Below are 13,049 nucleotides of genomic sequence, written 5' to 3' on the forward strand. Positions count from 1 at the left end.
GATGGGGTGGGGGAGATGCGCCGGTTCCCACGCAACCGCAACGGCGCGGGGCCCGCACAGGACACTCGGCCGAATGGGCCCCGCGGCACGCCGTGCGCGGGTCGACGGCTCCGGCGCGGGCGCGGGGCGGCGGTCAACCGGGATGGGCCCCTTCACTCCGCTCCCGCCAGGCGTTCGATCGCGGACATGGGGACCGGGAGCCAGTCCGGCCGGTGGCGGGCCTCGTAGACGACCTCGTAGACCGCCTTGTCCGTCTCGTAGGCCCGCAGCAGCGCCGGGTCCGTGCGCGGGTCCGTGCCCGACGCCTCGGCGTAGCCGGTGCAGTAGGCCGCGCGGCAGCGGGCCGCCCACTCGGCGTTCCACGGGCGGTGTGTGCGCGCCGCGTAGTCGAAGGAGCGGAGCATCCCCGCGACATCGCGGACCGCCGGCTGCGGACGGCACCGCTCGGCGAGCGGCTTCGCGGGCTCGCCCTCGAAGTCGATCACCGTCCAGCCGCCGTCGTCCGCGGCCCGCAGCGTCTGCCCGAGGTGCAGATCGCCGTGGACCCGCTGGAGCAGACCGGAGCCGACCGCGCCGCCCGCCGCCGCGAAGACGGCGCGCAGCCCGGGGACGTACGGAAGCAGCGCGGGGACCGCCTGCGCCGCCGCGTGCAGTCGCTGGTCCATCTCCCCGGCCAGGTGCTCCGTCTGCGTCCGGTGCAGCCGCTCGGTCGGCAGCGCCGTCGCCAGCGCGAGGTGCACCTCGGCCGTGGCCCGGCCCAGGGCGTGCGCCTCGTCGGTGAACTCCCGTCCGTCCGCCAGCGCGTCGAGGGCGAGTCGCCAGCCGTCCCGGGAGTCCCGTAGATACGGCTGGAGGACGCCGAGCGTGCTGGCGCCCGACTCGAACCAGGCCACCGGCGCCGGCACCCGCGAGCAGCCCGCGCGCGCGAGCGCGAGCGGCAGCTCCAGGTCGGGGTTGGCGCCGGGGCTGACCCGGCGGAAGATCTTCAGGATGTACGCATCGCCGTACACGAGCGAGGAGTTGGACTGCTCGGCGTCCAGCATCCGGGGCGCGAGCGAGGGCGGCAGATCGACCGTGCGGTGGAAGCCGAGCGGGCCGATCCGGCCCGGTGTGCGCAGCCGTTCGTAGAGCAGCCCGGCGAGCCGCGGATCGCGCAGCCCTTCGTAGACCGCCCGGCCGGCCAGCGGTCCCTGCCGGATCCGCCCGATCAGGGCGGGGGCGAGGCGGGGCGGCAGCTGGGTCCGTACGCCCAGGAGCAGTTGATAGCAGTCGGCGGGCGTACCGGCCGGGCGGCCCGGCTGTTCCACCCGTACGAGCAGGTGCAGCAGCCCGGGTCCCGCGCCGTCCAGCGGCAGCAGCTCGGTGGCCGCTTCCAGCGTGAATCCGATGACCCGGCGGCCCTTGCCCGCGAACCAGCGCTGCCGGGGCAGCCATTCATGGAGCAGGGGAGCGAGTGACGGGAGGAGGGCGGCCGGGGCCCGGGTGGTGGATGCGGTCTCCGGCATGGCATCGCGTCCTTTCCCCGGGGGGCGCAGATTCGAGTTCGTGTGAATCGAGTTCAAATGCGCAAAGTGTCCCGGATGGCGGCTTCGACTGTCCGGATGTGCGGGACGTGTCGGGAGGGGAAGATCCGTACGGGCCCGACAAGAAGGCCCGTATGGACCTGAATCGACCGTGTGTGGGACACAGTGCCCAGGGTGGCGCGGGGGAAACCCGCTCCACCCCGGGCAGTTGGCCGTTCTTCGGTCGGATCTTCGGTCGGTTCGTCCGTCAGTGGTTCGGTCGGTTCGTGGCCGACCGGGCCTTCAGGCGGAACCAGTAGAAGCCGTGACCCGCCAGGGTGAGCAGGTACGGCCACTGTCCGATCGCGGGGAACCGCACCTGGCCGATCAGCTCGACCGGGCTCATCCCGTCGAACTGCCGCAGGTCCAGCTCCGTCGGCTGCGCGAACCGCGAGAAGTTGTTCACGCAGAGCACCAGATCGTCGCCGTCCTCCCGGAGGAAGGCGAGCACCGCCGGATTGGACGAGGGCAGTTCCGTGTACGAGCCGAGTCCGAAGGCCCGGTTCTGCTTACGGATCTCGATCATCCGCTTCGTCCAGTGCAGCAGCGAGGACGGCGAGGCCATCCCCGACTCGACATTGGTGACCTGGTAGCCGTGGACCGGGTCCATGATGGCCGGCAGGGTGAGCCGGCCCGGGTCGCAGGAGGAGAAGCCCGCGTTCCGGTCCGGCGTCCACTGCATCGGGGTCCGCACCCCGTCCCGGTCGCCCAGCCAGATGTTGTCGCCCATCCCGATCTCGTCGCCGTAGTACAGCACCGGCGAACCGGGCAGCGAGAAGAGCAGCGCGGTGAACAGCTCCATCTGCTTGCGGTCGTTGTCGAGCAGCGGGGCCAGCCGCCGCCGGATGCCGATGTTGGCCCGCATCCGGGGATCCTTGGCGTACTCCGCGTACATGTAGTCGCGCTCTTCGTCCGTGACCATCTCGAGCGTCAGCTCGTCGTGGTTGCGCAGGAAGATGCCCCACTGGCAGTGGGCCGGGATCGCCGGGGTCTTGGCCAGGATCTCGGAGACCGGGTGGCGCGACTCGCGCCGTACCGCCATGAAGATCCGTGGCATCACCGGGAAGTGGAACGCCATGTGGCACTCGTCGCCGCCCGAGGCGAAGTCCCCGAAGTAGTCGACCACGTCCTCGGGCCACTGGTTCGCCTCGGCGAGCAGCACGGTGTCCGGGTAGTGGTCGTCGATCTCCTTGCGGACCTGCTTGAGGAAGGCGTGGGTGGCGGGGAGGTTCTCGCAGTTGGTCCCCTCCTGCTGGTACAGGTACGGCACGGCGTCCAGCCGGAAGCCGTCGATGCCGAGGTCCAGCCAGAACTTCAGCGCCGAGAGGATCTCCTCCTGCACGGCCGGGTTCTCGTAGTTGAGATCCGGCTGGTGCGAGAAGAAGCGGTGCCAGTAGTACTGCTTGCGCACCGGATCGAAGGTCCAGTTCGACGTCTCCGTGTCCACGAAGATGATCCGGGCGTCCGGGAACTGCTTGTCGTCGTCGGCCCAGACGTAGTAGTCGCCGTACGGCCCGTCGGGGTTGGCGCGCGACTCCAGGAACCACGGGTGCTGGTCGCTCGTGTGGTTCATGACGAAGTCGATGATCACGCGCATCCCGCGCTGGTGCGCCGCGTCCACGAACTCCACGAAGTCGGCGAGATCGCCGAACTCCGGCAGCACCGAGGTGTAGTCGGCGACGTCATAGCCGCCGTCCCGCAGCGGGGACTTGAAGAACGGCGGCAGCCAGAGGCAGTCGACGCCCAGCCACTGCAGATAGTCCAGCTTGGACGTGATGCCCTTGAGATCGCCTACGCCGTCCCCGTTGCTGTCCTGGAAGGACCTGACGAGCACTTCGTAGAACACGGCCCTCTTGAACCAGTCCGGGTCACGGTCCTTGGCGGGCGTGTCCTCGAACGTGTCGGGGACGGGTTCGTTGACAGTCATGATGTGGGTGACCCTCCGGTCTGCGGGGACGGTCGCAGGGTGAGGATGTGCGCGGGCGTGATGCCCGGCTCGAGGCGCACATAGTTGGCCCTGCCCCAGTGATAGGTCTCTCCGGTGAGCTCGTCGCGCACCGGAACGGTCTCGGGCCAGTCGAGGCCGAGTTCCGGCATGTTCAACGAGACCGTGGCCTCCTGGGTGTGGTGAGGATCGAGGTTGGCGACCACCAGAACGGTGTTCGAGCCCGACCGCTTGCTGTACGCGATCACCGCGTCGTTGTCCGTCGTGTGGAAGGTCAGGTTCCGCAGTCGGCGCAGGGCCGGATGACGGCGCCTGACCCGGTTGAGCGTGGTGATGAGCGGGGCGATCGAGGCTCCCGAGCGCTCGGCCGACTCCCAGTCCCGGGGCCGCAGTTGGTACTTCTCCGAGTCGAGGTACTCCTCGCTGCCGTCCCGCAGCGGCGTGCCCTCGCAGAGCTCGTAGCCGGCGTACACGCCCCAGGTGGGCGAGAGGGTGGCGGCGAGCACCGCGCGCACCTCGAAGGCCGGCCGGCCGCCCTGCTGGAGGTAGGCATGCAGGATGTCGGGGGTGTTCACGAAGAAGTTCGGCCGCATCTGCGCCGCCACGTCCCCGGACAGCTCCGTGAGGTACTCCGTCAGCTCCGCCTTGGTGTTGCGCCAGGTGAAGTACGTGTACGACTGCTGGAAGCCGATCGCGCCGAGCGTGCGCATCATCGCGGGCCGGGTGAACGCCTCCGCCAGGAAGATCACGTCCGGGTCGGCCCGGTTGATCTCGCCGATCACCCGCTCCCAGAACACCACGGGCTTCGTGTGCGGGTTGTCGACGCGGAAGATCCGTACCCCGTGGTCCATCCAGTGCCGCAGGACCCGCACCGTCTCGGCGACGATGCCGTCCATGTCCTTGTCGAACGCCACGGGATAGATGTCCTGGTACTTCTTCGGCGGGTTCTCGGCGTAGGCGATCGAGCCGTCCGGGCGGTGGTGGAACCACTCCGGGTGCTTCTCCACCCACGGGTGGTCCGGGGAGCACTGGAGCGCGAAGTCCAGCGCGATCTCCAGGCGCAGCTCGCGGGCGCGCGCCACGAAGGCGTCGAAGTCCTCGATCGTGCCCAGGTCCGGGTGGACCGCGTCGTGACCGCCCTCGGGCGAGCCGATCGCCCACGGGACCCCGACGTCGTTCGGGCTCGCCGAGAGTGCGTTGTTGGGGCCCTTGCGGTGGGTGGTGCCGATGGGGTGGATGGGCGGGAGATAGACGACGTCGAACCCCATCGCGGCAATGGCCGGAAGCCGCTTCGCCGCGGTACGGAAGGTCCCCGGGACCGTCCTGCCGCGGACCTTCTTCACGCCCTCCGAGCGCGGGAAGAACTCGTACCAGGAGCCGAACAGCGCCCGCTCGCGCTCCACCTGGAGGTGCAACGCGGGCGAGGAGCTGACCAGTTCGCGCAGCGGGTGCCGGTCCAGGGCCTCCGTCACCCGCGGGGCGAGCGCCGCCGCGAGCCGGGCGGCGGTGGACCGGTTCTCGTCGCGCAGGGCGTCCGCGGCCGCCAGCACGGCCTCGCGGCCACCGCCCTTCTTCGGGACGCCCTTCGCCGCCCGCTCGTGGAGCTCGGCGCCCTCGGCGAGGACGAGTTCGGAGTCGATCCCCGCCGGGATCTTGATTTTGGCGGCATGCCGCCAGGTGGCGAGGGGGTCGCTCCACGCTTCGACCGTGTACGTCCACCGGCCCTCGACGTCCGGTGTGACCTCGGCACCCCACCGGTCGGTACCGGGGGCCAGTTCACGCATCGGGATCCAGGGGCCGGGCCGTCCTGACGGGCGACGCAGCACGACGTTGGCGGCGACGGCGTCGTGGCCCTCGCGGAAGACGGTGGCCGTCACCTCGAAGGTCTCACCGGCCACCGCCTTCGCGGGGCGGCGGCCGCAGTCGACCAGCGGGCGGACGTCCAGTACGGGAATACGTCCCATGAGCGGATTCACAGCATCACCTGAGGGTTTACGGGGGTGCGGGTGGTGGTGCGCTCTTTGTAGCTCCGTCGACGGCTGGCGGGTTGCGGGCATGGCCGCTCCTGTCCGCGTTCACTCGGATGGCGGGTCTACGGGGGTGTACCGGGGGAGCCTTCCACCGACTTCCGGTGGCCAATCCGGCGCTTTGTTAACTACTAGGACGTAGGCGTACGGACAAGCACACGGCACCCACAAGATTCCGGCCCCGTCCTTGTGGGACGGGGCCGGTTCACGAACGGGCGTACGGATGGGGCCTGTCGACGCGCCGTGTTGATCGGGGGCGGGACGAGCGCCGTCGGACGTCTCGATCGCGTCGCCCGTTCCGTCGCGATCAACCCTGCGCGGACGGCGACTGCTCCTCCGCGTCGCCGGCCCACACCTGCCACGGCTGACGGGTCACCCACTCGTCCACCGGCGTCGCGCGCACCCCGAGGACCTCGGCCGAGACACCGTCGTCGGCCGCGAGGAGCAGCGGGTCGGCGCCCGTCGCCATGTAGTGGTAGATCCCGGCGACGCCGGCGGCCGTCTCCGCGCCGAGGAGCCGGGTCAGGCCGCGCTGGAAGACCGCGGGCGGGAGCTGGACGTACTGCACCGTCCGGCCGAGCCCGCGGCCGAACGCGGCCGCCAGCTCCGCGCCGGTCAGCGAGTGCGTCCCGCCGATGTCGAAGGTGCGGCCGTCGAGGCCGTCCACGGTCAGCGCCGCGTACACGGCCTCCGCCAGGTCCCGGTGCGACAGCCACGCCGTCGGCGTGGACGGGGGCAGCGGATAGGCGAGGACGCCCTCGTCGACGAGGGCCGGGCCGTTCCACGGCGAGAAGAGGTTGTCCAGATAGACCGGAGGCCGTACGACGACCAGCGGCACGCCGCTGTCGCGCAGCACCTCCTCGGCGAACCGCCGGGTCTCGAACGCGGGCACTGTCGTCGGGCCCTGCGGGACACGGGTGTTGGCGTTGAGGACCAGGCGCACGACACCGGCGTCCAGGGCCGCGAGGGCGATGTTGCGGGCGTACAGCCGTACCCGCTCCGGCTCGTAGACCAGCGGCAGCGTCACCACGGCATGGGTCGTCCCCTCGAAGAGCCGCCGGACGTCCTCCGCGCGCGCCAGGTCCCCGGCGACGAAGGAGGCGCCGGGCAGCGGCGGGCGGTCGGCCGCGGGGCGGCGGGTGAGCGTGCGCACCCGGTGGTGCCGCTCGTCGAGCAGACGTGCCACCGCGCCGCCCTGGAAGCCGGTCGCTCCCACGACCGCCACCCGCATCGGTATCTCACTGGACATGTGTGGTCGAGGCCCTTCGATAGGCTGTCGCTGTTGCCGTGACGGCTCTCTCAGGCTGGCGGCGGCGGCTTCGTCCGTTCAATTAACAAACCGGGGCGGAAGTTGAAGGATCGTCCATGGACATGGTGGGAACCGACCGTGACGACCGGCACGGGGGCGAGCACGACGACCTCCTGAGCGAGCTGCTCCAACCGCTCCGCCTCACCGGCGTCTTCGACAGCCGCTGGCACGTCCGCGCGCCCTGGGCCATCGAGGGGGACGCCGAACAGAGCTGCGCCGTGCTGCACTACATCGTCGAGGGCGGGTGCTGGATCACCGGCGAGGGCCGGCCGCCGCTGGAGCTGCGCGCAGGCGACCTGATCGTCTTCCCGACCGGCACGGCCCACCGGCTGGCCGACCGGCCGGACCGCAAGGGGGTACCCCTCAAGGCCGTGCTGCCCGAGCGCCGGCCGGGCACGTCCGGCGAGATCGTCATCGACGGCACGGGCCCGGAGAGCCGGCTGCTGTGCGCCGGACTCCACTACGACCTCAGCGCGGCGACGGGCCTCTACACCTCGCTGCCCTGGGCCCTCGTCCTCGACGGCGCCCAGGTCGACCGTGAACCGCTGCTCCGCGACACCCTCCGTCTCCTGGCCTCACCCGACCGCCCCGTGGGCCCGGGGGACCGGCTGATCACCCTGCGCGCGTTCGAGATGGCGTTGGTCCTCGCCCTGCGCCCGCTCCTGCGCGAACTCGCCGACAATCCGACGTCACTGCCGATGCTCCGCCACCCGGGCATCAGCCGCGCCCTGGTGGTGATCGCCACACGCTTCGCCGAACCGTGGACGATCGACTCCCTCGCCCGGGAGGTCGGCATGTCCCGCTCCGCCTTCACGGCCGCCTTCCGCGCCCTGGTCGGCGAGTCTCCGGCCCGCCACCTCACCAGCCGCCGCATGCAGGAGGCGGCCCGCCTCCTCACGGAGACCTCGGTCCCCCAGTCGGCGGTCCCGGCGCGGGTGGGCTACCAGAGCGCGGTCGGCTTCCACCTGGCGTTCCGCAAGTGGTTCGGGGTGACACCGGGTGAGCACCGGACGGGGGCGGAACGGGCGGCGTGAGGACGGGGGCCGGGGCGACAACGTGGTTGTCGCCCTCGGGCCACGCAGAGCTCAGCTTCCTTTTGTCGGACAGTCGTTCGTACGAGTGCTGACCGAGGTAGCGCCCACAGACCAATGAGTACGTCAACCGGAAGCGATTCACCCAAGCGCAATGGCTGGTGTGGCTTTCTGGCCGTTGGAGAGGAATGCGGCGTGACGATCTTCACTTGGTGATCACGAAATAGCCACATATCTTGCTCGCTGCCTCCATTCACGGATGTACTGCGCCTCTCTTGATCGTGCTCTGAGGGGGGCTCCGTGCGTTTCGTGCGGCCTGTGTCTTTTGCTGTCGCCTTTGTCATGGCGAGCCTTGTCGGCTCTGAAGGGGCGGTCGCCGCACAGACCTTCGAGCAGACACCTGTTCTTGCGGCAGATGCTCCGGATCAGCGCTGGGGATCGGCCGCTGGGCGTTCGCACAGGTCAGCGGGAGGACAGACATCGGCAGAGGCACCCGGCGGGCGAGGGGGCCATCGGCCCGCGCAAGGGGAGCTGCCGCCCGACGCGGGAGGCTCTACGTCGGTCATTGGTTCGCCCACGGTGAGTGTTCCTCCCGTGAGTGCGACCCCCGTCTCGGTCGAATCTGCAGAGCCCCAGGGGTTCGATCCCGAGACGAGTCGCGAGGTGGTCGCTGAACGCGAGCGTACGGCCCGCACGTTCCAGAACGCGGACGGAACGCTCACCACGCGATTCTTCGATGAGCCGGTCAACTTCCAAGACCAAAGCGGAAACTGGAATGAGATCGACACGACGCTCAAGCCGCTTCCTCACAGTGGCCGGCTTGGTCGGGCGGCGAGCACTTCCAGCGACGGCTGGAGCATCACCGCGGGAGATACCGAGACCACGTTTGCCGGCCATGGTGACGGCGCTCCGCTGGTCTCCCTGAACGTTGGTGCAGGGGCTTCGGTCGGCTTCGCCCTGCAGGGCGCCGCCCATGTGCCGGGCGAGGCCGAGGAGAGCACGATCACCTACCGCGCTGTGCGGCCCGATGCGGACGTCCGGTTCGTGGCCGGTGGTACGTCCGTCAAGGAAGTTCTGGTCCTCAACAGCGCGAACGCGCCGACGGAGTGGGTCTTCCCCCTGCACCTGGACGGAGTGACCGCACGCCTCGACACAACGGGCGCCGTGGTCTTCCCCGATACCTCGGGTGCGGTACGTGCGCGGATCCCGACTGGTTGGATGGAAGACTCCGACCTCGCCCCGAACTCCAACCAGGGCGAGATCTCCAACGGCGTCGGATACGAACTCATCGATGTCGACGGTGGCCAGGCGCTGAAGGTCTCCCTCGACGTCGAGTGGCTGCGCGATTCGAACCGTGTGTTCCCCGTCAAGGTCGATCCGACCGTCGTCACGACGACGGCGGTCACCTCATCCTCCGGTACGTACGTCCAGTCCCCGTACAACGTGAACTTCGCGGGCGACACCAACATCAAGGTCGGCACCTACGACGCGGGTGGCCACAAGGCGGCCGGATTTCTTCACTTCGCCGGCGTCGAGAACACGCTGAAGAACGCCTGGGTCCTGGGCGCCAACCTCGCCCTGTACAACACCTGGTCTTACTCGTGCACCAAAAAGCCGGTCACGATCCACCCGGTCACCTCCAACTGGTCGGAATCGACGACGTCGACCTACCCGGGCCCGGCGACCGGTCCGGCGCTTGCGTCGAAGAGCTTCGCCCACGGCTGGCGCCCTGATGGGCAGACGGCGTACCCATGCGGCGGCGGCGCATGGGAAGCCATCAACCTGGGGTCGGCGGGGCGTCAGCTTGTTGACGACTGGACTCACGGGCGCAAGAAGAACTACGGCCTTGCCGTGAAGGCGTCGACCACTGATTCCTATGGGTGGAAGAACTTCGGTTCTGACGACTACCCGAGCGGCAAGCCGTCGCTGGACGTCACCTGGACCAAGTACGGAGCCACCTTCCAGCTCGGTTCACTTGTCACGCCGATGACCGCCACCACCGAAGGCACCCTCAAGGCCACTGTCACCAATAGGGGGCAGGAGACTTGGCTCAAGAACGGCAAGTACCTGTTGGGCTACGTTCTGTATGACGCGACGGGCAAGGAAATCCCCGACATTGCGAAGATCCGCTGGTCGCCCATGCCGAAAGACGTTCCTCCGGGAGCCAGCGTCACTGTCGATGCCAAGATCGCGCCACTGACTCCCGGCACGTACACGCTCGCATGGACGATGAAGGAGAACAACGTCTCCAACTTCGCCAACGCGGGCATACCCACGGCGGCTCTCAAGATCTCCGCATTGAACATCCCGCCGACTCTCACCGGCCTTGCGCCGGCCAGCGGAGTGGTAGTCGACACTCTGACGCCCACTCTGTGGGCCTCCGGCACAGACAGAGACCGTCACCCGAAGGCTTTGCAGTACCAGTTCGAGGTCTGCGAGGTGGAGGGCAACAACAATCGCAAGAACTGCAGGAAGGGCCCGCTGGGCGCGGCTCAGTGGATTGTTCCCGCGGGATGGCTTTCGTGGGCCAAGACTTATGCGTGGTACGGCTACGCCTATGACGGAACCGCCACGTCCGCTCTGCCGATGCCGTCCCTGCTGACGACACAGGTTCCGCAGCCTCCGATCACCGGCCACCTCGCCGGATCCGACGGCAGTGCGGGCTTCGGTGAACGGTCCGGGAACTACACCACCTCCGCCACGGACGCCGCCGTCTCCACGCTGGGTCCCGAACTCTCCGTAACCCGCACCTACAACTCCCAGGACCCGCGCCAGAAGAGTTCCTTCGGTACGGGTTGGGCTACCCGCTGGGACATGCATGCCGTAGAGGAGGGCAACGGCAGCGTCCTCATCACGCTGTCGAGCGGAGCTCAGGTCCGCTTCGGCCGCAACATCGATGGCAGCTACGCCGCGCCATCGGGCTCGATCGGTGTCCTCAAGAAGGAGACGGGCGGAGGTGGAGTGACCCCCTAAATTCCGACACCTGGGCACTGGATGTTTCGTCATCCAGGGGAAGTGATCCAAGGTGGCAAAGCGGAAGAACTACCCCGAAGAGTTCAAGCGTGACGCGGTGGACCTGGTGCGTTCCTCGCCGGACCGTTCCCTCACCGACATCGCTCACGGCCTGGGCATCCATCTGGAGACCCTGCGCAAGTGGGTCCGCGAGGACCGGACCCGCGCCCAGACGGCGGACGGCGGGGGTGACGCCGGCATGACCCCTGACGAGAAGGAAGAGCTCAAGCGCCTGCGGCGGGAGAACGCCCGGCTGAAGGAGGACAACGAGATCCTCCGGAAGGCCGCCGCTTATTTCGCACGGGAGACGACACGGTGATCCGCTTCCGTTTCGTCGACGAGCACCGGAACGCCCACAGGGTGAAGCGGATGTGTGACGTTCTCGGATGGGACCGCTCCGGCTACTACGCCTGGCACCAGAACAAGGAGGCGCGGCAGGAGAAGGCCGATGCGGAAGAGGGCCTGGCCTGCCGTATCCGGGCGATCCACACCGATTCCCGGGGAGCCTACGGGGCCCTGCGGATCACCCGGAAACTCCGGGACCAGGGGCACGTGGTGAACCGCAAGCGTGTCGCTCGGATCATGCGGGAGCGTGAGATCGTCGGGATAACGCGACGGAAGTCGCGGTCGCTGACGAGACGGGACCGCACGGCGCCGCCGGCGCCGGATCTGATTCTGCGGGACTTCACCGCGCCGCTGCCGGGTCTGAAATTCGTCGGGGACATCACCTGCCTGCCGACGGCCGAGGGATGGCTGTATCTGGCGACGGTGATCGATCTGTGCACGCGGGAGGTCGTGGGCTGGTCGATGGCCGACCACATGCGCACCGAACTGGTCGCAGACGCCATCCGGATGGCCCATGCGGGTGGACACACGGCAGGAAACGCGATCTTTCACTCGGATCGCGGGTCGCAATACACGTCCCATCAATTCCGCGCCCTACTGGCGGAGTTGGATATCCGGCAGAGCGCCGGACGCACCGGTTCGTGCTTCGACAACGCCGCCGCGGAGAGCTTCTTCGCCGTCCTGAAAGCAGAGATCGGCACGACCGTCTGGGAAACCCGGGCGCAGGCTCGGCAGGACGTTTTCCGGTGGATCGCGGAACATTACAACCGGGAGCGGATCCACTCGACCATCGGCTACATCACGCCGTACCAGGCGAGGGTCCGCTGCCATCAACGGCTGGACCTCGCGGCATAAAACGGAAGTGTCGGGACCCGAGGGGTCACTTCATCAGCCGAAGACCCCGAAGTCGACGACCCCGAGTACGACTGCGAGAGGTTGCTCGTACCGCGGTACCTGCGGTGGGACTAGCACGAAGCCACCGACCACCGGCCGCGGAATGAACCCATCCGGAAGTCAGGGAAAGACGCCGAACCCGGGTACCACGCGTCCTCCTCGAAATGTAGAGCCCAAGAACCCGAACACCGGGAAGAACCCGAGACCGGCACCCTCGCGGCCGGCGCCGAAGCCTCAGATCAATACAGCCCGCATACAGCAGCAGTCACAGCAGTACGCCAACCAGGTCGGCGACGTCATCGATCGCGCTGTGGTGGAGGCCATGCAGCCGCTCACTCCCGAACACGTTGTTGATGCGCTGGAAGGTCAGTCGGGCCCGTCCGGTGGAGACAACAGCGATCGCAGTAACGGCGTTGACTGTACGGAATCTCTTGGCAAGAAGCGCGTCGTAGACCGTGGAATGTCGGGTCCGGTGTGCTTCAGGGCGCCGACAGCGGCCACCCCCGGGCAGATTGAGGAGCTTAAGGATCACGTTGCGGCCCTGAACGCGATCCCGGAGTACTGGTCGCCAACTGGTCGCGTATCGCCTAAGAGGGAATTTATGGGGAGCGGGGTCACCCTAGATGAAGCTGCGAGGCAGTATGTACAACTACATAAGAAGGAGCTGGATGGAACTCCCTACGAGTACGCCGGAAAATCTCCGGGGCACCTGCCGGACACCACCTGGTCCGGTAAGTGGAGTCCATACTGCTGGCACCAGCAGGACAAAGATGTGAACAGGCAAGTCGGTTCGTACGCGAACAAGTACCCAGTCGGTTACCGCCCTACCGGCTTCTACTATGCTGGGGTGCGGGGAAACCCGAGTACCTACACGACTGAGCGAGTTTCAGGCTCGGTTAGTCGAGGTGCGTACGGAATCTGTCA

General features: G+C 68.2%; 9 protein-coding genes. 4 read left to right on the forward strand and 5 right to left on the reverse strand.

The annotated features are described in order from the left end of the window. Positions 1 to 152: 152 nt before the first annotated feature. The 4 genes from ACFVZW_RS12105 to ACFVZW_RS12120 form a co-directional block, all read right to left on the reverse strand. On the reverse strand, positions 153 to 1,505 hold the full coding sequence (locus ACFVZW_RS12105; protein ID WP_384520024.1) for a phosphotransferase: 1,353 nt from the start codon (positions 1,503 to 1,505) through the stop codon (positions 153 to 155). Positions 1,506 to 1,770: 265 nt separating this feature from the next. Then, entirely contained in the window at positions 1,771 to 3,489 is a 1,719-nt protein-coding gene (gene treS / locus ACFVZW_RS12110) for a maltose alpha-D-glucosyltransferase (protein WP_384520025.1), read from the reverse strand. Beyond that, entirely contained in the window at positions 3,486 to 5,471 is a 1,986-nt protein-coding gene (locus ACFVZW_RS12115) for an alpha-1,4-glucan--maltose-1-phosphate maltosyltransferase (protein ID WP_384520027.1), read from the reverse strand. Before ACFVZW_RS12115 ends, treS begins: the two co-directional genes overlap by 4 nt. A gap of 370 nt (positions 5,472 to 5,841) precedes the next feature. Then, the gene (locus ACFVZW_RS12120; RefSeq protein WP_384520029.1) at positions 5,842 to 6,783 is read right to left on the reverse strand and encodes an SDR family oxidoreductase; all 942 of its coding nucleotides are present in this window, start codon (positions 6,781 to 6,783) and stop codon (positions 5,842 to 5,844) included. Between the two features lie 116 nt (positions 6,784 to 6,899). Here ACFVZW_RS12120 and ACFVZW_RS12125 point away from each other — a divergent pair, with 116 nt between their 5' ends. The 4 genes from ACFVZW_RS12125 (at position 6,900) to ACFVZW_RS12140 (ending at position 12,086) form a co-directional block, all read left to right on the forward strand. Then, on the forward strand, positions 6,900 to 7,877 hold the full coding sequence (locus ACFVZW_RS12125; protein ID WP_384520030.1) for an AraC family transcriptional regulator: 978 nt from the start codon (positions 6,900 to 6,902) through the stop codon (positions 7,875 to 7,877). 591 nt (positions 7,878 to 8,468) lie between these two features. Next, complete coding sequence (locus ACFVZW_RS12130; protein WP_384520032.1) at positions 8,469 to 10,847, forward strand: DNRLRE domain-containing protein; 2,379 nt, start codon at positions 8,469 to 8,471, stop codon at positions 10,845 to 10,847. Between the two features lie 52 nt (positions 10,848 to 10,899). Next, the gene (locus ACFVZW_RS12135) at positions 10,900 to 11,205 is read left to right on the forward strand and encodes a transposase (RefSeq protein ID WP_384520034.1); all 306 of its coding nucleotides are present in this window, start codon (positions 10,900 to 10,902) and stop codon (positions 11,203 to 11,205) included. Beyond that, a complete protein-coding gene (locus ACFVZW_RS12140) occupies positions 11,202 to 12,086 on the forward strand; it encodes an IS3 family transposase (protein WP_384520036.1) in 885 nt (294 codons plus the stop codon). Before ACFVZW_RS12135 ends, ACFVZW_RS12140 begins: the two co-directional genes overlap by 4 nt. 304 nt (positions 12,087 to 12,390) lie before the next feature. Here ACFVZW_RS12140 and ACFVZW_RS12145 read toward each other — a convergent pair whose 3' ends face one another. Further along, entirely contained in the window at positions 12,391 to 12,657 is a 267-nt protein-coding gene (locus ACFVZW_RS12145; RefSeq protein ID WP_384520038.1) for a hypothetical protein, read from the reverse strand. Positions 12,658 to 13,049 lie beyond the last annotated feature (392 nt).

Origin of the sequence: Streptomyces sp. NPDC059567 (genome assembly GCF_042735655.1) — a bacterium.
Taxonomy (GTDB): domain Bacteria; phylum Actinomycetota; class Actinomycetes; order Streptomycetales; family Streptomycetaceae; genus Streptomyces.

Bases quoted from the DNA above. Each gene is read 5' to 3' on its own strand.
- ACFVZW_RS12125 (WP_384520030.1), top strand. From the start codon at position 6,900: ATGGACATGGTGGGAACCGACCGTGACGACCGGCACGGGGGCGAGCAC.
- treS (WP_384520025.1), bottom strand. From the start codon at position 3,489: ATGACTGTCAACGAACCCGTCCCCGACACGTTCGAGGACACGCCCGCC.
- ACFVZW_RS12105 (WP_384520024.1), bottom strand. From the start codon at position 1,505: ATGCCGGAGACCGCATCCACCACCCGGGCCCCGGCCGCCCTCCTCCCG.
- ACFVZW_RS12115 (WP_384520027.1), bottom strand. From the start codon at position 5,471: ATGGGACGTATTCCCGTACTGGACGTCCGCCCGCTGGTCGACTGCGGC.
- ACFVZW_RS12120 (WP_384520029.1), bottom strand. From the start codon at position 6,783: ATGTCCAGTGAGATACCGATGCGGGTGGCGGTCGTGGGAGCGACCGGC.